This is a genomic window from Colwellia sp. MT41 (assembly GCF_001444365.1).
Lineage (GTDB): Bacteria > Pseudomonadota > Gammaproteobacteria > Enterobacterales > Alteromonadaceae > Colwellia > Colwellia marinimaniae.
Map to the genome: position 1 here is coordinate 781,938 of NZ_CP013145.1, position 22,055 is coordinate 803,992.

16 protein-coding genes are annotated in these 22,055 nt (G+C 40.5%); 10 read left to right on the forward strand and 6 right to left on the reverse strand.

The genetic code is table 11. The annotated features are described in order from the left end of the window. Positions 1-11 precede the first annotated feature (11 nt). The gene (gene hutI, locus CMT41_RS03335) at positions 12-1,271 is read left to right on the forward strand and encodes an imidazolonepropionase (RefSeq protein WP_057179772.1); all 1,260 of its coding nucleotides are present in this window, start codon (positions 12-14) and stop codon (positions 1,269-1,271) included. Between the two features lie 234 nt (positions 1,272-1,505). Here hutI and CMT41_RS03340 read toward each other — a convergent pair whose 3' ends face one another. Next, positions 1,506-2,216, reverse strand: a complete 711-nt coding sequence (locus tag CMT41_RS03340; protein WP_058026347.1) for a glycerophosphodiester phosphodiesterase — start codon at positions 2,214-2,216, stop codon at positions 1,506-1,508. A gap of 170 nt (positions 2,217-2,386) precedes the next feature. Here CMT41_RS03340 and CMT41_RS03345 point away from each other — a divergent pair, with 170 nt between their 5' ends. Next, the gene (locus CMT41_RS03345) at positions 2,387-3,274 is read left to right on the forward strand and encodes a pseudouridine synthase (protein WP_058028125.1); all 888 of its coding nucleotides are present in this window, start codon (positions 2,387-2,389) and stop codon (positions 3,272-3,274) included. A 490-nt stretch (positions 3,275-3,764) separates the two neighbouring features. Beyond that, positions 3,765-5,420, forward strand: coding sequence for a methyl-accepting chemotaxis protein (locus CMT41_RS03350; RefSeq protein WP_058026348.1), 1,656 nt, complete (start codon positions 3,765-3,767; stop codon positions 5,418-5,420). A gap of 60 nt (positions 5,421-5,480) precedes the next feature. Here the strand turns inward: CMT41_RS03350 and CMT41_RS03355 are convergent, their stop codons facing one another. Then, positions 5,481-6,023 (reverse strand): GNAT family N-acetyltransferase, encoded by a 543-nt coding sequence (locus CMT41_RS03355; protein WP_058026349.1) that lies wholly within the window; start codon positions 6,021-6,023, stop codon positions 5,481-5,483. Between the two features lie 67 nt (positions 6,024-6,090). Further along, complete coding sequence (gene uvrA, locus CMT41_RS03360) at positions 6,091-8,922, reverse strand: excinuclease ABC subunit UvrA (protein WP_058026350.1); 2,832 nt, start codon at positions 8,920-8,922, stop codon at positions 6,091-6,093. Between the two features lie 185 nt (positions 8,923-9,107). Between uvrA and CMT41_RS03365 the strand changes: the two genes are divergently transcribed. Then, positions 9,108-10,472, forward strand: coding sequence for an MFS transporter (locus CMT41_RS03365; RefSeq protein ID WP_058028126.1), 1,365 nt, complete (start codon positions 9,108-9,110; stop codon positions 10,470-10,472). A gap of 158 nt (positions 10,473-10,630) precedes the next feature. Continuing rightward, positions 10,631-10,846 carry a dodecin gene (locus tag CMT41_RS03370; protein WP_057179777.1) on the forward strand — a complete coding sequence of 72 codons (216 nt, stop codon included), beginning with the start codon at positions 10,631-10,633 and terminating at the stop codon, positions 10,844-10,846. A 62-nt stretch (positions 10,847-10,908) separates the two neighbouring features. Here the strand turns inward: CMT41_RS03370 and CMT41_RS03375 are convergent, their stop codons facing one another. Continuing rightward, positions 10,909-11,394, reverse strand: a complete 486-nt coding sequence (locus CMT41_RS03375; protein ID WP_058026351.1) for a GreA/GreB family elongation factor — start codon at positions 11,392-11,394, stop codon at positions 10,909-10,911. Positions 11,395-11,782: 388 nt separating this feature from the next. On the opposite strand from CMT41_RS03375, the gene CMT41_RS03380 reads away from it, so the two are divergent. Both CMT41_RS03380 and pssA read left to right on the forward strand, forming a co-directional pair. Then, a complete protein-coding gene (locus CMT41_RS03380; protein WP_058026352.1) occupies positions 11,783-13,825 on the forward strand; it encodes an oxidoreductase in 2,043 nt (680 codons plus the stop codon). Positions 13,826-13,941: 116 nt separating this feature from the next. Further along, the gene (pssA, locus tag CMT41_RS03385) at positions 13,942-15,270 is read left to right on the forward strand and encodes a CDP-diacylglycerol--serine O-phosphatidyltransferase (protein ID WP_058026353.1); all 1,329 of its coding nucleotides are present in this window, start codon (positions 13,942-13,944) and stop codon (positions 15,268-15,270) included. 77 nt (positions 15,271-15,347) lie between these two features. On the opposite strand, the gene CMT41_RS03390 is transcribed toward pssA, so the two are convergent. Both CMT41_RS03390 and CMT41_RS03395 read right to left on the reverse strand, forming a co-directional pair. Next, positions 15,348-17,198 (reverse strand): hypothetical protein, encoded by a 1,851-nt coding sequence (locus tag CMT41_RS03390; protein WP_058026354.1) that lies wholly within the window; start codon positions 17,196-17,198, stop codon positions 15,348-15,350. A gap of 94 nt (positions 17,199-17,292) precedes the next feature. Further along, a complete protein-coding gene (locus CMT41_RS03395; RefSeq protein WP_058026355.1) occupies positions 17,293-18,909 on the reverse strand; it encodes an amidohydrolase family protein in 1,617 nt (538 codons plus the stop codon). Positions 18,910-19,049: 140 nt separating this feature from the next. Between CMT41_RS03395 and CMT41_RS03400 the strand changes: the two genes are divergently transcribed. The 3 genes from CMT41_RS03400 to CMT41_RS03410 all read left to right on the forward strand — a co-directional run bounded on the left by CMT41_RS03400 (position 19,050) and on the right by CMT41_RS03410 (position 21,938). Continuing rightward, positions 19,050-19,454, forward strand: a complete 405-nt coding sequence (locus CMT41_RS03400; protein ID WP_058026356.1) for an acyl-CoA thioesterase — start codon at positions 19,050-19,052, stop codon at positions 19,452-19,454. A gap of 309 nt (positions 19,455-19,763) precedes the next feature. Then, positions 19,764-20,447: a single-stranded DNA-binding protein gene (gene ssb, locus CMT41_RS03405; RefSeq protein WP_058026357.1), complete on the forward strand. Its 684-nt coding sequence runs from the start codon at positions 19,764-19,766 to the stop codon at positions 20,445-20,447. A 483-nt stretch (positions 20,448-20,930) separates the two neighbouring features. Next, entirely contained in the window at positions 20,931-21,938 is a 1,008-nt protein-coding gene (locus CMT41_RS03410) for an adenosine deaminase (RefSeq protein WP_058026358.1), read from the forward strand. Positions 21,939-22,055: the final 117 nt, after the last annotated feature.

Below are 22,055 nucleotides of genomic sequence, written 5' to 3' on the forward strand. Positions count from 1 at the left end.
TAGGTCGCGGTATGATAAATTTTAAACACTGGCAAACCCTTTATATCAATGTAAATCTAGCCACCATGACAGATGGCAGTAAAAGCTACGGTGAAATTACGCAAGCAGCATTAGCCATCAGTGATGGTAAAATTGCTTGGTTAGGCAAAGAAAGTGACTTGCCTAACGCTTTATTAGCTAAAGATAGCAACAGCTCGAGTCAGGGCTCAGTTGATATTATTGATGGTAAGGGGCAATGGTTAACGCCAGGCTTAATCGATTGTCATACACACCTGGTTTATGGTGGTAACCGTGCCAACGAATTTGAAATGCGCTTGCAAGGCAAAAGCTATCAAGAAATAGCCAACGCTGGCGGTGGCATAGTCTCCACTGTGGCAGCTACGCGTAAGGCTAGTGAGCAAGAATTACTGGCCAGCGCTTTGCCGCGTTTAACCGCTTTGCATCAACAAGGTGTCACTACGGTTGAAATCAAATCAGGCTACGGTTTAGATACGGTTAACGAAATTAAAATGTTAAAAGTCGCTGGCCTGTTAGCGGCTGAACTGCCAGTGACCATCAAGCGTACTTTTCTTGGCGCCCATGCTTTGCCGACCGAGTATAAAGATAATGCCGATGGCTACCTTGATGTTGTTTGCAATGAAATGTTGCCGCAAATTGTTAAGGAAAACTTAGCCGACGCTGTTGATGTATTTTGTGAAGGCATAGGCTTTACTCTTGAGCAAACCAAGCGTGTTTTTGATGCCGCCCAAGCGCATAACTTACCGATTAAAGTTCATGCCGAGCAATTATCTAACCTCGGTGCTTCTGAGCTTGCGGCAAACTATGATGCCTTGTCTTCTGATCATATTGAGTTCTTAGATGAAGCCGGCATTATAGCGATGAAGCAAGCAGGCATGACCGCAGTATTATTACCCGGTGCTTTTTACTTCCTGCGTGAGACACAATTACCGCCAATCGACTTACTTCGTAAACATCAAGTACCTATGGCAATTGCCACCGATGCCAACCCAGGCACCTCACCCATTCATAATATTCACTTGATGCTTAACATGGCCTGTACCTTGTTTAGATTAACGCCGAGCGAGGCCTTAGCCGGTATTACTTGTTATGGTGCCAAGGCTTTAGGTTTAGCCGAAAGTAAAGGTCAGTTAGCCATTGGTTATGATGCGGATATTGCCTTATGGAATATCGCGCAACCGGCCGAGCTATGTTATCAATTTGGTGTCAACCCATTAGCCGCGTTATACCAAGCAGGAAAAAGAGTTATTTAGTTGCGTTTAGGAGGGCGGCTTTGAACCGGACCTCAATGTTAATCTACGATATTGAAGTTGCAATATGGAGTAATATCTAACAGCAATCGGCCGAGCTATGTTATCAATTTGGTGTTAATCCACTAACGGCTCTGTACCAAGCAGGAAAAAGAGTTATTTAGTTGCGCTAATTTCTTTGACGTTAAGCCACTAATCGCTTTGTAGCAAGCACAATGTACTAAGCTGAGTGGCGCGTTATTTAAAATTTATTTGCTGTAAATATTGCCTAGCTTGAGCGGGGTTGTTGGCAAAAATGCCATCTACCCCTAATGCTTTCATCTTTTTAATGTCAGGTAATTTATCAACAATATAAACATAAACCTGTAGCCCTCGTTGGTGAGCATCACTAACAAACTCAGCACTAACATAGTCGACCACAATATGGACGGAATAAGCCGCTAATTGCTCCGCAAATTTGGCATGTCCTAGTGGCAGGCCAGCGGTTAAGGCACCAAGATTAAACTCAGGCCTTTGGCGATAGATTGCTTGTAATAAGTGATGGTTAAATGAGGATAGTAGTATTTTATTAAAGTCTAATTTAAGCACAGCCCTAGCATCATCTAAGTATTGGAATAATAGTGAAAGATCTTCTATGGCAATACCTTTGAGCTCAATATTAATAATGCATTGCTGAGCAACTACCGCTAAAGCTTCGTCTAGGGTGGGAATTACCGCTCCGTTACCCGCATCAAGTTGGCGTAATTGGACAAAGTTATGCGCTATTAATAAACCACTTCCTGAGGTGGTGCGCTCAAGATAGCGATCATGTATAACCATTAACTTGCCATCTACCTGATGGATATCAAATTCAACTGCAACGGTATCAGCCGTACATGCGGCGTTCAATGCTGGTAGGGTGTTTTCTGGTTCAAGGGCACTGGCGCCGCGATGTGCAAAAATTAGCATAGTGTTTTGCAGATGATTAATACATTGGTGATACTTTTGAGTATAATAGTGATAATTAAAAATGCACCAAAACATAAGTAGCGATTACATTGACCACATCAATCTTCCCAAAACGTTTAAACAAATACATTAGTGATTCTGGTTTCTGTTCGCGCCGTAGTGCCGATAAAATGATAGAAGATAACCGTGTCACCATTAATGATAAAGTGCCAGAGCTAGGCACCAAGGTGTTAGAGGGTGATGTCGTTAAAGTAGATGGCTATAATATCGAGCCAATTAGTGATGATAAATCGGACCGTATCTATATAGCTTATAACAAGCCTACTGGTATTACCTGTACTACGGAAAAGCATGTCAGAGGCAATATTATCGATGCTATTGGTCATAAAAAACGCATATTTCCTATTGGTCGTTTAGATAAACCCTCTGAAGGTTTGATCTTTCTCACCAGTGATGGTGATATTGTTAATAAGATATTAAGGGCAGAAAATGCCCACGATAAAGAATATATAGTGACAGTGGATAAACCCATCAGCGAACGCTTTATTTTGCGTATGTCTCGTGGTGTACCTATTCTAGGCACCATTACTAAACCTTGTATTGTGCGGGTGGAAAGTCGTTTTGTTTTCACTATTGTATTAACTCAGGGGTTAAATCGTCAAATTCGCCGCATGTGTGAATACCTTGATTATGAAGTGCTAAAACTTAAGCGTTCACGTATTATGAACGTTGAACTGGGCAATTTAAGTCCAGGGCAGTGGCGAGATTTAACGAAGGAAGAAATGGCAGAAATTAATGCTGCGGTGCAGCACTCTAGTAAAACCGCGATTGATACCGCTCAGCCTAAAGCCCCATTAGATATGGATCAACTTACCAAAAAAATAGACGAAGACCTTAATATAAGTAAGTCGACTCCGTACCTGTATACCCCTAAAAAAAGCACAGCAACTAAGCAAGATACAGCTAAAAAATTGAGCCCTAGTGATATTTGGCCGACCACGGATAGTAAATCTGCTCAGCGAGATAAACTTAAATTAGCTACCAAGAAGCCGGATTAGCCTGTTTTTCCATGGAATTTACCTCAATATATTTAATACTGCCATTGCTATCAATTGATCGCTTAGCTAATCGCCCTTAATATTCAATAACGTTGCTGATAACTCGGTTATTACTTGGCTATCTTCAATAGTTGATGGAATTTTAATTTTTTCACCATCAATCATTTGCCTAAGGGTTTTTCGTAAAATTTTACCTGAGCGCGTCTTTGGTAACCTATCAATAATAAATAAACATGCCTGTGCACTTGGCTCAGGATCGTCATCCCCGTGGTGTTTTAATCGGGGATCCAGTGTATAAAGAGCAATGGATCTTCAATCAGAGACTTCGAAGATGACGTATACAAAAAGTTCCTGAGTAAACTACATAGGCTTGTAAATCAATGTTTTTACCGATAAAAAATAAATAGTTGTCTACAATTATTTATTAATCATTTGGTGACATTTATTGCTTTAAATGAAAAATATCCCTTACCAGTTTGGAGAAAAATTAATGGCTTTTTTAAGTAATATTTCAGTAAAGATGAAGATAAGTTTGTTAACTGGGGTTTTGCTATTAGCACTTATTTCAGTAGCTAGCTTTTCTATTATGCAACTTTTATCAATTAAGAGTGCTTTTAACCAATTCAGTCAAAGTGCCGTTGTATTAGAAACAACCATTCTAGAAGTAAATCGGGATCTGAATTATGTCTCGCGTTTAACGCGTAGCATTATGCTAGGAGATAATTATCAAAAAAACCACAATAAGCTTGAGCAGAGAATCAATGATATTTCTGGGCACTTTGATAAATTAGTTCATACCATAAAAACTGTTAGTGATGAACAAGTTAAATCTCAGTTGGCTTCTTTAACATCAAAGTCGAAGCAGTCGACAATGAAATTCTTAAACGAAAGCTTACGTTTAATGAATACGCTGTCGGAAACAAGTAGCACATCAGATCAGCAAGCAGCGTGGAAAAAGTATAAAAAGGAGTTCAGTCCGCTAGCGAACAGTTCTAGAAAGGACTTTTCCTTATTAAGGACCTTGGTTGCTAACAATAAAGTCTTTATTTATCAGTCTTCAGCAGAGGACGTCGAATCATCTTTGTCCGCAACAATAATCATTTCAATTACTGCTATTTTAGTATCAGTGCTACTTGGTTTTTTTATCATGAAAAGTATTATTACCCCACTTGAGAAGCTTAAACGTGCCTTTGAAGAAATTGAGTCTAGCTCTAACTTAACTATTCGTACTAAAGTTGAGTCGGGTGATGAGCTTGGCGCAGTAAGTAGGGCTTTTGATTCATTATTACAAAAATTTCATCATACCCTAACTGAGGTGGTTAGTATTGTTAATCGCTTGAATCATGCCTCAAATCAATTGGCCAAATCTAGTGAAACCACCAGCTCACATATACGAAGTCAACGTCTGGAAACGGATATGGTTGCTACAGCTATGAATGAAATGGTAATGACAGCACAAGAAGTTGCACAAAATGCCGCTAATACGGCTACAGGTGCAGAAGATGCTAACCAACAGGCGCGGCACGGATATGAGATAGTTTCAAATACAGTTAAGGGTATCTCTGCTTTAGCATCAGGCATTCAAACGGCCTCAGAATCAATTGATAAAGTATCTAATGATAGCCAAGAGATAGGTCGGGTTTTAGATGTAATTAAAGGTATTGCTAAGCAAACTAACTTACTCGCATTAAATGCTGCTATTGAAGCTGCAAGGGCAGGAGAACAGGGGCGTGGTTTTGCTGTAGTTGCTGATGAAGTTAGATCATTAGCATCTCGCACAGAAACTTCTACGCAAGAGATTCAACAAATGATTGAGCGCTTACAACAAGGCTCTGAACATGCAGTAACACTGATGAAAAAGAGTAATCAACAAGCGGAGAAGTCTGTTGAGCAAGCTAGTTCAGCGGGTGATGCACTGCAGAAGATTACAGAATCTGTTGCCTCAATAAATGATATGGCGGCGCAAATTGCTACTGCTGCAGAAGAGCAGACGAGTGTGAACGAGGAGATTAATCGTAATATTACTAACATTTCAACTATATCAGATAGTACTTCTGTTGAAGCTGAAAATACTCACCACTCAAGTAAGGACTTGGCAGAGCTGGCGAATAATTTGCATTTATTAGTGTCGGAATTCAAAGTATAAAGACTTTGTTTAATTAGCGTATGAGTACCTTAACATACGCTATTATTAGCAAGGATTAGCTTATTTGTTCACCGACATCTGATAATGCACCGCATCAAAATCACCGATAGCATCTTTGTGTAAATAAGCTCTGACAAAGCTCATGCCCATTTTTTTCATCACGCCAATTGAGCCGGCATTATCGGCAACGGCCAGCGCCGAGACATGGCTAATATCCGTATTCGCGACCACGGCGTTTTTAACGGCTATTGCGGCTTCTGTGGCGTAACCCTTGCCCCAAGTGCTTTGGAAAAAACGCCAGCCTAATTCCAAGTCTTTATCATTGGCTGCGTCAGTAAAAAATGCCATAGGGCGGATTAATACCCAGCCTAAATACTCATCGGTTAATTTATCGGATACTTGCCAAATTCCCCAGCCTAACTTGTCATCACGGTATTGCTCCATCCGTGGGATAAAAACATTGTTAACCTGCGCCATGCTAGTGGGTTTACCACCGTTAAGATATTTCATCACTTGTGGGTCTTGATCTATCTGCCACAAGGCTTGGGCATCTTGAGCGTCCATTAGCCTAAATTTAAGGCGTTCACTATTCTTGATATGCATAATAAACCTGTTGAGAACTGATAAGAAAGCAAGCATAACGGAGAACGTCCGTTATGCTTGGCTGGTATTAGGATTTTTGCAGTAAGGGTTTTAAAAATCTCGCCGTATGTGAGGTTTTATGATCAGCTACCTGCTCGGGTGTGCCAGCCACTAATATTTCACCACCACCGGCACCACCTTCTGGGCCTAAATCAATGATCCAGTCGGCAGTTTTTATCACATCTAAGTTATGCTCAATCACCACTACGGTATTACCATGGTCACGTAATCGATGAATAACATGCAGTAATTGTTTGATATCGTGAAAATGTAAACCCGTGGTCGGCTCATCTAAAATATATAAGGTTTTGCCAGTATCTCGTTTAGATAACTCTTTTGATAGTTTAATGCGCTGGGCTTCACCACCAGAGAGGGTCACTGCCGATTGGCCCAATTTTATATAACTTAAACCAACATCCATTAAGGTTTGCAACTTGCGCTTTATCGACGGGATGGCCTGGTAAAATTCAAAGGCATCTTCAATGGTCATATCCAATACTTGATGGATATTTTTACCCTTGTACAATACTTCTAAGGTCTCACGGTTATAGCGCTTACACTTACAGACATCACAGGGCACGTAAACATCAGGTAAAAAGTGCATTTCAACCTTGATCATGCCATCACCTTGGCAAGCTTCACAGCGACCGCCTTTAACATTAAAGCTAAAACGTCCTGACTTATAACCCCGTGAACGTGATTCTTGTGTGGCGGCAAAGATGTCACGTACCGCGGTAAATATGCCGGTATAAGTGGCCGGGTTTGAACGTGGCGTTCTACCAATCGGGCTTTGATCAATGTCGATAACTTTATCTAAATGCTCTAAACCGTGAATGCTTTTATAGGGGGCAGGTTCATCAATGGTGGCACCATTTAGCTCAATATGAGCGAGTTTGTACAAGGTGTCGTTGATGAGTGTTGATTTTCCTGAGCCTGAAACCCCGGTAATACAGGTCATCAAACCGGTTGGAATCACTAAATTAACATGCTTTAAGTTGTTGCCGCTGGCACCTTTTAGCTCTATCACGGCTTTTTTATTAAAGGCATGACGCTTTTTTGGTATTTCAATTCTTTCTACGCCAGAAAGGTATCTACCCGTGAGTGACTCTTTACAGGCTAAAATATCCTCTACTGTGCCTTGGACGATAATTTCACCGCCATGTACTCCAGCCCCAGGGCCTATATCAATGATGTGATCAGCCGCGCGAATGGCCTCTTCATCATGCTCAACCACAATAACGGTATTACCTAAATCACGCAGGTGTATTAAGGTGCTAAGCAAGCGTTCATTATCTCGTTGATGTAAGCCAATAGAGGGCTCATCTAGTACATACATAACGCCAACTAAGCCTGCGCCAATTTGGCTTGCAAGGCGTATGCGTTGTGCTTCACCCCCCGATAGGGTGTTAGCACCGCGTGATAAATTTAGGTAATTAAGGCCAACATTAACCAGAAAGCCTAAACGTTGGTTTATTTCTTTTAATATCTTCTCGGCTACTTGGCCTTTTTGACCGGTGAGGGTCAAACCTTGGAAAAAAGTGAGGGCATCACTGATGGATAATTCAGCGATAACCGGTAACGGCGTATCATCAATAAAGACATTACGGGCCTCTAACCGTAAGCGACTACCATTACAGTCAGGACAATGATGTGAATTAAGATATTTGCCTAGCTCTTCACGCACCGAGTTGGACTCGGTTTCTTTATAGCGGCGCTGCATATTATTGATGATGCCTTCAAAGGGATGTTTACGCATCACCACATCACCACGGTCGTTCATATATTTAAATTCAATTTCTTGTTTACCACTACCATAAAGAACAACTTTTTGCGCTTCCGCGGATAAGCGGTTAAAAGGTTTATCCACTTTAAAGTTATAATGTTCGGCCAACGCTTGTAGCATTTGAAAGTAATAAAAATTACGTTTGTCCCAGCCACGGACAGCACCGTCAGCAAGGCTTAATTTTTCGTTGGCGATAACGCGACTACTATCGAAAAATTGTTCAATACCTAAACCGTCACAGGTTTGACAAGCGCCGGCGGGATTATTAAAGGAGAATAAGCGCGGTTCTAATTCTTCCATGCTGTAACCACAATGTGAACAGGCAAAATTAGCCGAGAACAGTAACTCTTCTCGGTCTGGCTCATCCATAAAAGCGACTTTGGCGGTACCTGAGGTTAGCGCTAAGGTTGTTTCAAAAGACTCAGAAAGGCGTAACTGAATCTCATCACGCACTTTTAAACGATCAACGACAACTTCTATGGTGTGTTTTTTCTGTAATTCTAATGGCGGAGGATCGGATAAGTCACAAATTTCACCATCAATGCGGACACGAATAAAACCCTGTGCGGCTAAGTTATCAAGCAGCTTTACATGTTCGCCTTTACGGTCTTGGACAATAGGAGCAAGTAGCATCACTTTTGTGCCTTTTTCAAGGGCTAAAACCTTATCAACCATTTGTGAAACCGTTTGTGCTGCGAGTGCTTGACCATGCTCGGGGCAACGCGGCTCACCAACTCGGGCATAAAGTAAACGCAAGTAATCGTAAATCTCAGTGGTGGTTCCTACGGTTGAACGTGGATTATGAGAGGTTGATTTTTGTTCAATAGAAATAGCCGGCGATAAACCTTCAATATGATCAACATCAGGCTTTTCCATTAACGATAAAAATTGACGAGCATAAGCTGAAAGCGACTCGACATAACGGCGTTGCCCTTCAGCGTAAAGCGTATCAAAGGCAAGAGAAGATTTTCCTGAGCCAGAAAGACCGGTAATAACCACGAGTTTATCTCGAGGTATTGTTAAACTAATGTCTTTGAGGTTGTGTGTGCGCGCCCCTCTGACTTCAATACTTTTCATGCGTTTTTTAACTCAATTATCGATAAAATAGAGCCGACAAGTATGCCATAAATACAGCACTATAAAAACTAGTGCCAAAGGATAACGGCTTGTTTTCATTGTTGGGATTATGTTGTGCTTCTTTGCATGGTAAACTAATGGCAATTTTTCCGACGTCTTTATTTATTTTAGGTTTTAGCAACGTTATGAGTGTTTCAGGTTTAAACCGTATTGAGAAAATAGCCGCCATCACCTTAGCCAGTGTCTTTGGTGTGCGCATGTTAGGCTTATTCATGATATTGCCCGTTTTTGCCATTTATGGTGAGCAGCTTACGGGATATAGTCCTATGTGGTTAGGGTTAGCAATTGGCGCTTATGGCTTAACACAAGCGTTATTGCAGATACCTATGGGGATTCTTTCCGATAAATTTGGCCGGAAACCCGTTATTCTTGCCGGTTTAGTGGTTTTTCTTATTGGTAGTATTGTTGCGGCAATGTCCGAGACTATATATGGTGTCGTGCTCGGGCGAGCAATTCAAGGTATGGGCGCTATTGCTAGCGCAGTACTCGCCTTAGCGGCCGATTTAACTCGTGAAGAGCAGCGACCTAAAGTGATGGCAACCATTGGCATGTTTATCGGTTTATCCTTCACCCTTGCCATGATTTTAGGACCAATAGTAGCTGATGTTGTCGGGTTAAGTGGTTTATTTTGGTTTACTGGTCTGTTGACCATTTTTGCCATGGCTATGATCCAATTTATGGTACCTAACTCGGTGAATAAAGCTCCGCGTGGTGATCATGTCGCCTTGCCAGCACAAATAAGCCGTTTAATACGTCATCCACAGTTATCTCGATTAAATTGGGGCGTTTTCATTTTACATATGGCCTTAACCGCTTGTTTTGTTACCTTGCCGAAGCAGTTTGTTGCCAGTGGCTTGGCGCTGGAAAACCATTGGCAAATATACTTGCCGGCCTTACTAGGCTCTTTCTTTTTAATGGTGCCTTTTATGATTTTTGCCATTAAGAAACAAAAAGAAAAACCTATGTTTAGCGCTGCTATTGCGTTGTTAGCTTTTGCGCTATTTTTACTTTGGTTATTGCCCAGTGGCTTCTGGAGTCTAATACTGTCAGTGGTGTTGTTTTTTACCGCCTTTAACTATTTAGAAGCGACTATGCCGTCTATTTTATCCCGTATAGCGCCTGCTGGTGTTAAAGGAAGTGTTATGGGGGTTTATTCAAGTAGCCAGTTTCTAGGCGCGTTTGTTGGTGGTATTGTCGGTGGTTTTATTGCCAGTCAGTATGGTGAGCAAACTATTTTCTTAGTGATGGCTGTGGTCACTGTGATTTGGTTGTTATTAAGTTTTGGCATGCAGCCATTAAAAAAATCAAAAAGTTTTAGCTTTGCCACCAATATTACTGGTGAAGAAGAAGCCAAGAAAATGGCTGAACTATTAATTAATATGCCTGGCGTTATCGAAGCAACACTCGTTCATACTGAAGCAGTTGCTTATTTAAAAGTTGATGATAAAAAGGTTGATTTAATCGCGATTAAAGCCTTGCTACAAAGCTAGGTCAGCGAGAGAGTTTTTCCTTGCCTAAAGGCATTTTAACGGCCACTGAAATCCTTCATTTTGATTGGTAACGGCTATAGTCTAATCTCACCGAGCAAACTAGTAAAAGCACGCTAAACTAAGGTTTACCTTGTCCCTTAATTTAGCGAGTGACTATCATGTCTGATCATCACACTTACAAAAAAATTGAAATGGTTGGTTCATCTACAACCAGTATCGAAGATGCTATAGAAAATGCCTTGGCTGAGTGCCATAAAACAGTTAGCAATATGGATTGGTTTGAGGTCACAGAAACAAGAGGTCATATTGTCAATGGCGCGGTCGGCCATTATCAAGTCACATTAAAAATCGGTTTTAAAATAGTGTCTAGTTAACATAAGCCAAGCCAGTTTTATTTAACTTTGCTTTTCTCCGCTGAAGGAGGGATTTATTGAGCCTATTTGAGCGCAGCAATATAATCTTTTTTCTTATTAGCGCCGAGCGTAACTTCTATATCATCATCTTGTTGCTTACCCAGTAGTGCCATGCCCATAGGGGATTGTGCTGTTATGACGGTAATATTTTGTTGAGCTAGTTTACAGCGGAAGCCACCTGCGGCAGGACCGATAAAGAACCAGTGGTTCATTGCCGTATCTGCAGATAATTGTACTAAAGCGCCTAAGGCGATATAGCTATTGTGGTTGAATGCCTTGGTATCTAGTGCTTTATAAGCATCGATATCCTGTTGTAAGTCAATTACTCGCTTAGATTGCCCCTCAGCTAAGTAGCTAGCCTCTATCGCTAGGGTATCATATTGTGTTTCCGCGACACTTTGATCATTAACCGCAGCGGCATGTGCTACATTGGCGGCACCAATGGCTTGTTGAAGGTCTTGTGTTAATGCAGTAAGCACTAGGTCAATTAATTGTTTTTTATTGGGCATAAAATTTTATTCTATCGCTATTTTAATTGTTTTACTCAGTAGCTGTGTTACTACTTAAGCTGAACTATGGCTAATGGCTGTTTGATATTTAAGTAAAATAAACAGGTTATATTTTATGGAAAAATTAACAAGCAACTAAAATCATTAACTAGCCAATCAATGGCTCAATTTATTCGATTAGCAAGACCAAACGATTATCAATAGCGGGTTATTTATCGACGCTTTAACGCACAGAATCGAATAAAGGCGGTGTGCTTACCCAGAGCTCAGCTTGCTTATTATAAGTGAATGTTATCTCCGTGATGTTATCATAACTTGTGTTTTTGTCTAAATGTCAGTAAATTAATGACTATACATCAACTGGTACGACCAATAGCAGAGCATAATTATGACAACAACTGCCTACCCACATTTATTAGCGCCACTAGACCTTGGCTTTACCCAATTAGCTAACCGTGTTCTGATGGGCTCCATGCACACCGGCCTAGAAGAAGAACGCGGCGGTTTTGCTAAATTAGCAGCCTTTTATCAAGCTAGGGCAAAAGGTGGCGTCGGTTTGATCGTTACCGGTGGCGTTAGCCCTAACTTACGCGGCCGAATAGCGCCTTTTGGCAGTGAGTTATGCCACTTTTGGCAAGTAAAAAAACACCTGCAAGTTACTGAAGCAGTTCATAAATACCCCACTAAAATTTGTTTGCAATTATTACATACCGGACGATACGCTTATCATCCTTTTGGTGTTGCGCCGAGCAAAATTAAATCACCCATTTCACCTTTCACTCCTAAAGCGATGTCGGTTAGGCAAATTAAATCTACCATTAAAGATTTTGCTTATGCCGCCAAGTTGGCCGCTAAAGCGGGCTACGATGGCGTTGAAATTATGGGCTCTGAAGGTTATTTAATTAACCAGTTTTCTTGTCTTAGAACCAATAAACGTGATGATGATTGGGGCGGCAGCATTGAAAACAGAATGCGCCTAGGCATTGAAACCATTAAAGCGGTGCGCGCCAAAGTGGGTGAAAACTTTATTATTATCTTTCGTTTATCTATGTTGGATTTAGTTGAAGGCGGTAATAGTTGGGCAGAAGTTGTTACTATGGCAAAAGCCGTTGAAAAAGCTGGCGCGACACTGATTAATACCGGTATCGGTTGGCATGAATCGCGTGTACCTACCATAGTAACCTCAGTACCTAGAGCAGCATTTACTTGGATTACTGAAAAAATGAAGCAGGAAGTTTCTATTCCGCTTATTACCACGAACCGAATTAATACGCCTGATGTTGCCGAGCGAGTGTTAGCGACAGGGCAGGCAGATATGGTCTCAATGGCGAGACCTTTCCTTGCTGATGCCGATTTTGTTAATAAAGCGGCAGCGAATAAAGCCGATGAAATTAATACCTGTATTGGTTGTAACCAAGCGTGTTTAGATCATGTTTTTGCCCAAAAACGTGCTTCTTGTCTGGTAAATCCTATGGCGTGTTATGAAACGGAGCTTGTTATTGAAAAAGCGTCGCAAGTAAAAAAATTAGCCGTGATAGGTGCCGGGCCAGCAGGTTTAGCTTTTAGTGTTTATGCGGCTCAACGAGGTCATCAAGTTGAACTATTTGATAAAATGAATGAAATTGGTGGCCAGTTCAATGTTGCTAAGCAAATTCCCGGTAAAGAAGAGTTCTTTGAGACCCTACGCTATTTTAACAAACAACTGAGTTTACACGGCGTTAAAGTACACCTTAATAGTGAGCAAAGTGCGGAAAATTTGCTAGCTGCAGGTTTTGATGAAGTGATACTGGCAACGGGTATTAAGCCACGAAAGCTCGACATAGAAGGTTTAACAGCTGGTTTTGCCAGCAAGAAAGTGCTTACCTATTTACAAGTACTACGTGATAAAATTGACGTTGGTAATAATGTCGCCATTATCGGCGCCGGTGGTATCGGCTTTGATGTGGCCACTTACTTGTCGGAAAAATCATTGACCAATGAACCGGATGCCTGGCTTAAAAATTGGGGGGTTGATAAAAGTTATCAACAAGGCGGAGCCTTATTAGACAAGAAGGATGTACCTAAACATACCCCAGAAAGGAAAATCACCCTGTTACAGCGTAAAACGACTAAAGTGGGTAAAGGCTTAGGTAAAACCTCAGGCTGGGTACATAGAGCCCATTTAGTTAAACAGGGTGTTACTATGGTTGCTGGCGCAAGTTATAAAGCCATTACCGATGAGGGCTTAGTGATTGAAGTTGATGGTAAGGAACAGTTATTGGCAGTTGATCATATAATTATCTGTGCCGGGCAGGAGTCGAATCGAGACTTGCAACAAGCACTTGTTGATGGTGGCATAACTGTGCACCTGATTGGCGGTGCTAATGTCGCTGTTGAGCTTGATGCAAAACGTGCGATACGCCAAGCTGCCGAATTAGCGGTGAAAATTTAACAACATTCCACACTTATCTACCGATGTCCTAGCGGTTAACCGAAGAAAAAGTCTATATTTCTTCGGTTTATTATTGATATACTGTCGCGAATTAATTCTTTTTTAGATAGAGCACAGTGCAAGAAATAATTGTCGATGGCGGTGATATTAAGTTTTTTACCAGCCCTAAAGAATATAAGCAGCAGTTGTTATTATTAATTACAGCTGCGCGTCAGCGTATTTTTATTACTGCTTTGTATTTACAAGATGATGACGCAGGTCGGGAAATCCTCCATGCGTTATACCAAGCGAAAGCAAACTTTCCCGAGCTAGAGATTAATATCTTTGTCGACTTTAACCGCGGTCAACGTGGCTTAATTGGTGAAAAAGCGAGCTTAGGTAATCGTGCCCTGTATTTGCAGTTAGCGCATGACTACCCACAAACGATCAACATCTATGGTGTGGCGGTAAAGCGCAAAGAAATCTTTGGCGTTTTACACCTTAAAGGCATGGTCTTCGATGATCAGCTTTTTTATACCGGCGCAAGTATTAATGATATTTATTTGCACCAGGGCGAGCGATATCGTTTAGACCGCTACTGTACAATTAATAGTGTTGCATTAGCCGATAGTTTTTGTCATTACTTGAGCGCTACCTTTATTGATTCAAGCTTGGCGCCACTGCTTAATCAAGCATACTTACCTGATGCCCCCGAGCAAAAGAAAAATCTTGCAAAATTAAAGGTACTGTTAAGAAAGTCTCATTACATTGTTGCTCAGCAGCAAAATAATAGTCAGTCAAAACTTGTCAGTGATAAAACGTTTATTACGCCGTTAGTGGGCTTTGGTCGCCGTAAAAATCAGCTTAACCAAGCTACCCGTCATCTAGTACAAAACGCTCACGATAACATAGTACTTTACACACCTTATTTTAATCTACCGCATGCACTTGCCCGAGATGTTATCAAAGCATTAAAACGTGGTGTTAAAATCACTGTGGTAGTAGGGGATAAAACCGCCAATGATTTTTTTATCAGAAATGCGGACGACTTTAGCACTATCGGTATTATTCCTTATGTTTATGAAATGTTATTAAAACGTTTTGTTAAGCGCTACCAAAATTTTATTGATAAAGGTTTATTGAATATTCATTTGTGGAAAGATAAAGATAATAGTTTCCACCTTAAAGGTTTACGTGTTGATGATCGCTACCATTTAATTACCGGCAGTAATTTAAATCCGCGTGCATGGGCACTGGATTTAGAAAATGGCTTACTTATTGATGATGCCGGTCAGCAGCTTTTAGCAACTACTAATGATGAATTACTCGGTATTTTAGCAAATACCACTAAAATAGTGCATCATGCTGATATTGAATCCGTTGATGACTACCCGGATAAACCACAAAAACTGTTGAAAAAAATACGCATTGCCCAAATTGATAGGATTTTGAAGCGATTTTTGTAGAGCACCTCTTAGTTACTGTGAAACAAACGCCGTAAAAATACTTGCCGGAAAAGTCGTTTTTAAGGCTGAATAATCGCTTAAAACGATTTTTTTGCCTGCACCCTAATTTCAAAACTATTAATATTGGGGTTGTCACTTTGTGGCAAGGCAAAGTCGATATGGATAATGGGATGGTTACCGCCAGAATGTGGGGAATGCAAGCGCAGACCCAAGCCAACGGAGCCTAGCCAACCCTCCTCGATGTTTTTCACCGTTGACTCCCCGTACGTTCGACCGGTATCGACAAAAGCAACAGCGGCTAAATCAAAGAGTTTAAAGAGATTGATTTGTGGATAGTACCTAATTTCTGCCGTGGCTTTAATGCTACTTTTTCCATGTTGATATTGTAAAGGGAAACCACGTAAACCGGTATTACCGCCCATAGTCACTGGCTTATCTAAGTATTGATTTTTACTGGCTACATTGGTATTGCTTAAATAAAATCCCCAACGTTTATTGAGCTGATAAAAATACTCCGCTGTTAGCTTTACCAATAAACGACTATCCCTATGTTGATAAATATCATTTGCTAGTGCGAAGTCAAGTAATAGCAAAGCATTGTTATGTAGGTTAAAGCCTTTTTTTACCCGCATTTTCCAGACCGTCCATGCGGTGTTTTCTTTATTGCCATTACCTATACCTAGGCGAGAGTTAAGTTGCCAGCCATGGTTAAAGTCTTCTATTTGCGTGATCAAATGGACGTTGGTCAGTTTTCTAAAATCTTTTTCTATATATTCAAAAGCAAACCATGGGTAGAGTAAATCTCTATCTTCAGGTCGAACATTAGTGAGGGGCGGGACAGTTAAATCATTATGGTGCTCATTTGTTAGCGCTGAAAAAGTGTTTTTATCTTGTGTTATGCCGACACGGTATCGTAGTAAACGACTGTCACTGTTAAAGTTTAACCAGGCATAGTTGCCTACTTTAAAACTAATGTCATGGCGATAAATACTTTGGTCTTGGCCATTTTGAAAGAGGGTATCGTTACGCGACTCTTCATTAAAGCCTAAGTTATAAGCGGTTTTGGTATGAAAACCGGCAAACATTTTATGCAGAAATATACTATGTTGTTGACCATCATCATTATCGGCAAACCATAACTTAACCTCGGTGTTTTGTTTTTGAAAAAGAGGGATGCTAGCTGATAACTTGTAGCCTGAGCGCTGAGTATTGCGGTACGCTTCTATTTCAGTGTCTATACCTAGGCCGAGCAGATTACTTTCTTTAATGCCAAAACTGTAGGTGTTTACGCCACCTTTACGGCCAAAACTTACCGTTGGCATTAGTGACCAGTTATCCCAAGTAGTAATGGTGATATTTTCTATACCATCATCACTGCTAACGTTGGCATCTCTGAGGTATCTTCTACTGCGTAAATGGCGTTCAAGCTCTGCCATATCAGCAACGGTTTTTATGCATTTATTGATAAAAAAGGAGGCTTCGTTTTCTAGGGTGACAATTTTGGTATCAATGTGAATAGCATTGGCCCAGCGATGTAAAAAAGTAATGTCATCTTCGTTTTCATCAAAGATTGTTTGTGGTTTGAACCTTATTTTCGGCTGATTGCTATTGCAGAGGATAGTTTCGTTTACGGCCTCTATCGCTGATTTTTCGGCGGCCTGTTTACGGACTGAATTATCATGGGTGAGATTGGCCGAGCTTGAATTGAGCTTTACTTGTGTAGCAGTTTGTTTAGCTGCTTGCTCACCTACTTGCTCGGCGGCAGAGACCGCACCACACAAAGCAGCAGTCAGTAAGCCGGCCACGAATAATGACGGTAGGCTAGTTATTACATTATCTCGCCAAACACATGAAAGTTTTTCTACGGGGGCTGGCGATATGACATGAGGTTTTTTTATTTTTGTTATAGCTGCTAATAAAAACTGCATCGCGTACCTGAGTTAAGGCTAGAGTTAAATGAGTGATATTTAAAACTATTACTTATTTAACTATAGCCTTAACTAGTCAATTAACCGTTTTTATTTAGTGTTTTGCTCGTTTAATACTATCAATTTTCTTGATTTTAGCGTCGTTAACCATTGCTCTTACTTGCTCTAATAGTAACTTGGCATCATAAACAATACCGTCTTTTATGGTGTAATTTATACCACCCGCGCGGATTGGCTTATTATTTTCATCTAGACGAAAATGTCCGGTGCCATAAAGAACTTTAAAATTACGCAATGGGTTTTCGGCTACTATCACCAAATCTGCTTTTTTACCAACACGGATAGAGCCAATTTCATCCGCCATACCAAGTGCTTCTGCGCCATTGATAGTGGCAGCTTGAATAACTTCTAAGGCATTAAAACCGGCTTCTCTAAGTAGCTCTAATTCTCGAATATAACTAAAGCCATAAATTTTAAAGATATAGCCTGAGTCTGAGCCTACGGTTACTCGACCACCATGGTTTTTATAATCGTTAACAAAACTCATCCATAGTTGGTAGTTTTTCTTCCACGCTATTTCATCATCAGTGGTCCAATCAAACCAATACGAGCCATGAGCATTACGGTTAGGTTGGAAAAATTCCCATAAGGTTGGCAGAGTATATTCTTTATGCCAGTCGGCATTCATATCCCGCATTAAATCGCGATTGGCTTCATAAATGGTAAAGGTGGGGTTTAAGGTGAAATCTAAACTGAGTAATTCATCACGCACGCTTAACCATTTTTCGCTATTTTGTTTTGCTGCCTGTTGCCATAACCGACCAGCCTCAGCAAACCTATGTTGTTCATTATTATAATTGTAATCTGGCGAGTAATTTTGAATTTGCTGATGTTCAAATAATGCTTCCGGAAGACCGTACCAATGCTCCATTGATGTCAACCCTAAGCGGGCTGAATCAAGTACATTCATATTGGTGACGTCAAGTTGCGCATGATGCATCATGCTGGCTAAACCCTGTTTTTTCGCTTCGCTAAGTGCTGCTGTCATTATCTCGGGTGTTGCGCCAAAGAACTTAATTCCTTTAGCGCCTTTTTTAGCAATAGACTTAACCCATTGCTGCGCTTGTTTTACTGTCGTTATAGTTTCATCTAAACCTAAGCCAAAGCCAAAGTAGGGCATAATACGTGGCGCAGCTATAGTGTTTTCTTCACTGCGCTTGACATGATCCATAACCCACTCAATACCATTAAAACTGCCTGGCTCTCGTACTGTGGTAATACCGTGAGCTAGCCATAACTTAAAGACATACTCAGCCGGAATATTATCGGCACTACCACCAATATGGCCATGCATGTCAATAAAACCAGGCAGTACATATTGACCCTCAATATTAAGTTCTATATCACCTGGACGAGCTATGGGGCGACGTGTTGGCGCAATGGGCATACCTGGGTTGCCAACATTGACTATTTTTACAATGCGATCATTTTCAATGACAATATCCATGGGGCCACGCGCGGGTGCACCTTCGCCATTAATAATAATGCCGCCCCGAAGAATAAGTCGTTTATAAGGACCTTTACCTGTGGTTCGTTCAGGGGCTTTGGCATCAGCAGATGCTAAGACTGGCGTAGCAGTGGTTATATTTACTATTAATGTAAACGCTAGGTAAGCACAAAAATAGCTAAGTAAGGCTAACGACTTATTCATGTATTTATCTCTAATATTGATGAATTTGCTAATGATAGTTAAGATACTTTATCTTATAAAATATAGTATCTTATAAGATAAAGTAATATAGCTGTAGGTAAATGACTTGCAGCTAAGCTAAAAATGATAAAAGGTTAAGTATGTTCAGTGAAAAAATGATGCCACACTTTAGTGATACCGATGCTTTAGGCCATATAAATAATACTAAACCACCCGTTTGGTTTGAAGGCGCACGAGCGGCTATTTTTAAGTTTTTTACCCCCGATTTGGATCCAAAAAAATGGCAACTTATCATTGCTAAAATTGAAGTGTCTTATCATGGTCAGTTATTTTATGGTCAAGAAATTGAGATAAAAACTTACATTAGCCGCATTGGTGGTGCCTCATTTGATGTTTATCAAGAGCTATGGCAACACGGTGAAAAATGCGTCTCGGGTACTGCTACTATGATACATTATGATTATAAAGCGCAACGTTCGAAAAAAATCACCGATGACATTCGAGCACAACTGGCCGAACACTTCATTGAAAATAAGGCAGCTTGAGCGAAAATTTTTTAGCTTGTTAGGGGCAATCTTGCATGCTTTGCTATTAATTCTTTGCGATAACAATTAATTAGTGTTGAAAATCATCGTTGTTATTATAGGTGACTGCTGCTAAGCAATAGTCTTGAATATTTCTATAGCGAATTTAAATTAAATAAATGTGCTTTTTAACAAAAAGCACTCGAATTTGATCGCCGCTCACTATAGAATTACTCCCCTTAAACTAAATCTCAAAGACAAACTTTCTTTCTATTTAAATAGGTAAAGAAACAGCGACTGTCTTAATAGCTCAATCAATAGGATATTTTCATGGCGGGTGTAAATAAAGTAATCATAGTAGGTAACTTAGGTAAAGATCCTGAGGTCCGTTTTATGCCAAATGGCAGCGCAGTAGCAAATATTACTGTAGCAACGTCAGACTCATGGAAAGATAAACAAACTGGTGAGCAGAAAGAAAAAACTGAATGGCATCGTGTTGTTATTTTTGGCAAACTAGCTGAAATTGCCGGTGAGTACCTTAAAAAAGGTTCAAAAGTATACCTTGAAGGTTCATTACAAACACGTAAATGGACCAATCAACAAGGTCAAGAGCAATATACCACTGAAATCGTCCTACAAGGCTTTAACGGGGTAATGCAAATGTTAGATGGTAAATCGTCTCAAGGGCAGAGCGGTGGTTTCTCTAATCAAGGGCAGCAGCAACAAGCACCACAACAAGATGGTTTCTCTAATCAAGAGCAGCAAGCACCAGCACAACAAGGTGGTTTCGCTAATCAAGGCCAGCAGCAACAAGCACCAGCACAACAAGGTGGCTTCGCTAATCAAGGCCAGCAACAACAAGCCCCAGCACAGCAAGGTGGCTTCTCTAACCAAGGTCAGCAACAAAAAGCGCCTGCTCAACAAGGTGGCTTTGCTAAGCAAGAGCAGCAGCAAGCTCCGAAAGTGAATCCACAAGAACCATCAATTGATTTTGATGACGATATTCCGTTCTAATTGCTGATACAAAATATTTTTGTTACGTTAGTATGGTAAATACATCATAATTTATCCTTATTAATTAATACTATAAGTAAAATATAAAGCCTCTATTTAATGTTAAGTTAATAGAGGCTTTTTTGTGTCTATATTTTTGTGCTTATAATATGTATAGGAAGATAAAACATTGTTGCTAGCATCTTTTTGTTGCACAAATAAAGTTTTAATACGGAATAGCCGTGCTTAACTCACCATATGCAAGTTATCTAGTCACGAGCCTACTAAAAACTTGGATAAAAAAATGAGGCAGTATCGAATCACGCTAGTCATTATGTTAGAGGTAATAACTAGCTGCCCTTCGTATAACGCCAGGGGGGTCTCTACCAGGAAATAAGTCCTGATTACGAAGAGTGTAGAGCTTTAGTGCTTTACTCTTTGTCTGAATAATTTTTATTCAAAAAAAGTACTGAATGAACTTTTTAAATTATTGGGAACTAAGTCATGAAAGAATTTATCCAGTCCTTACCTAAGGTTGAACTCCATCTTCATATTGAAGGCACCCTTGAGCCTGAACTTATGCTTGCGCTTGCCAAGCGTAATAATATTGATATTCCGTTCAATTCAATTGCTGAGGTGAGAGATGCCTATAATTTTCACAACCTACAATCCTTTTTAGACATTTACTTCCAAGGAGCCGATGTACTTATCAAGGAGCAAGATTTTTTTGAGCTAACCTGGGCCTACTTACTGCGCTGCCAAGCAGATAATGTTGTCCATACCGAAATATTCTTTGATCCACAAGCACATACGCAGCGTGGTATTTGTTTTGACACTGTGGTTAACGGTATTCATCGAGCACTGATAAAAGGCACTACTGAGCTAGGTATTAGTAGCAAATTAATTATGTGTTTCTTACGGCATTTGGATGAAGAGTCAGCATTTAAAACCTTAGCACAAGCACAAGATCATCAAGATAAAATCATAGCTGTCGGTTTGGATTCAACTGAGTTGGGTCACCCAGCAGCTAAATTTGAGCGAGTATTTAAACAAGCCATTAAGCAAGGTTTTTTAACGGTCGCCCATGCGGGAGAGGAAGGTCCGGCAAGTAATATCCATGAGGCATTGCGCTTATTACATATTACTCGCATTGACCATGGTGTTCGCTGCACTGACGATGAAGAGCTAGTGCAGCAGTTGGTTAGTGAGCGCATTCCACTTACCGTTTGTCCACTCTCTAATATTAAGCTAAAAGTATTTGAGCGTATGGAACAACACAATATCGTTGCGCTGTTGCGCAAGGGCGTTTGTGTAACGATTAATTCTGACGATCCAGCCTATTTTGGTGGTTATATGACGGATAATTTTTTGGCAGTAAACCAAGCACTGCCGATGAATAAAACTGAAATTGCTCAATTTACCTTTAATGCCATCGCAGCGAGCTTTATCTCGAAAAGCGAAAAACAGCAATTAACAATAGTGACACAAAGCTATGTTGATTTGCATCAATAACCCTTGATTCACTCGCCGCTATGACTTGCTCTTTGTTAGTATCACCGCCTCCGCTAACTTTGAACCGTTAGAAAACTCTCAGCAGTTAACCGACTTTCAATAACTAACACACCGTGG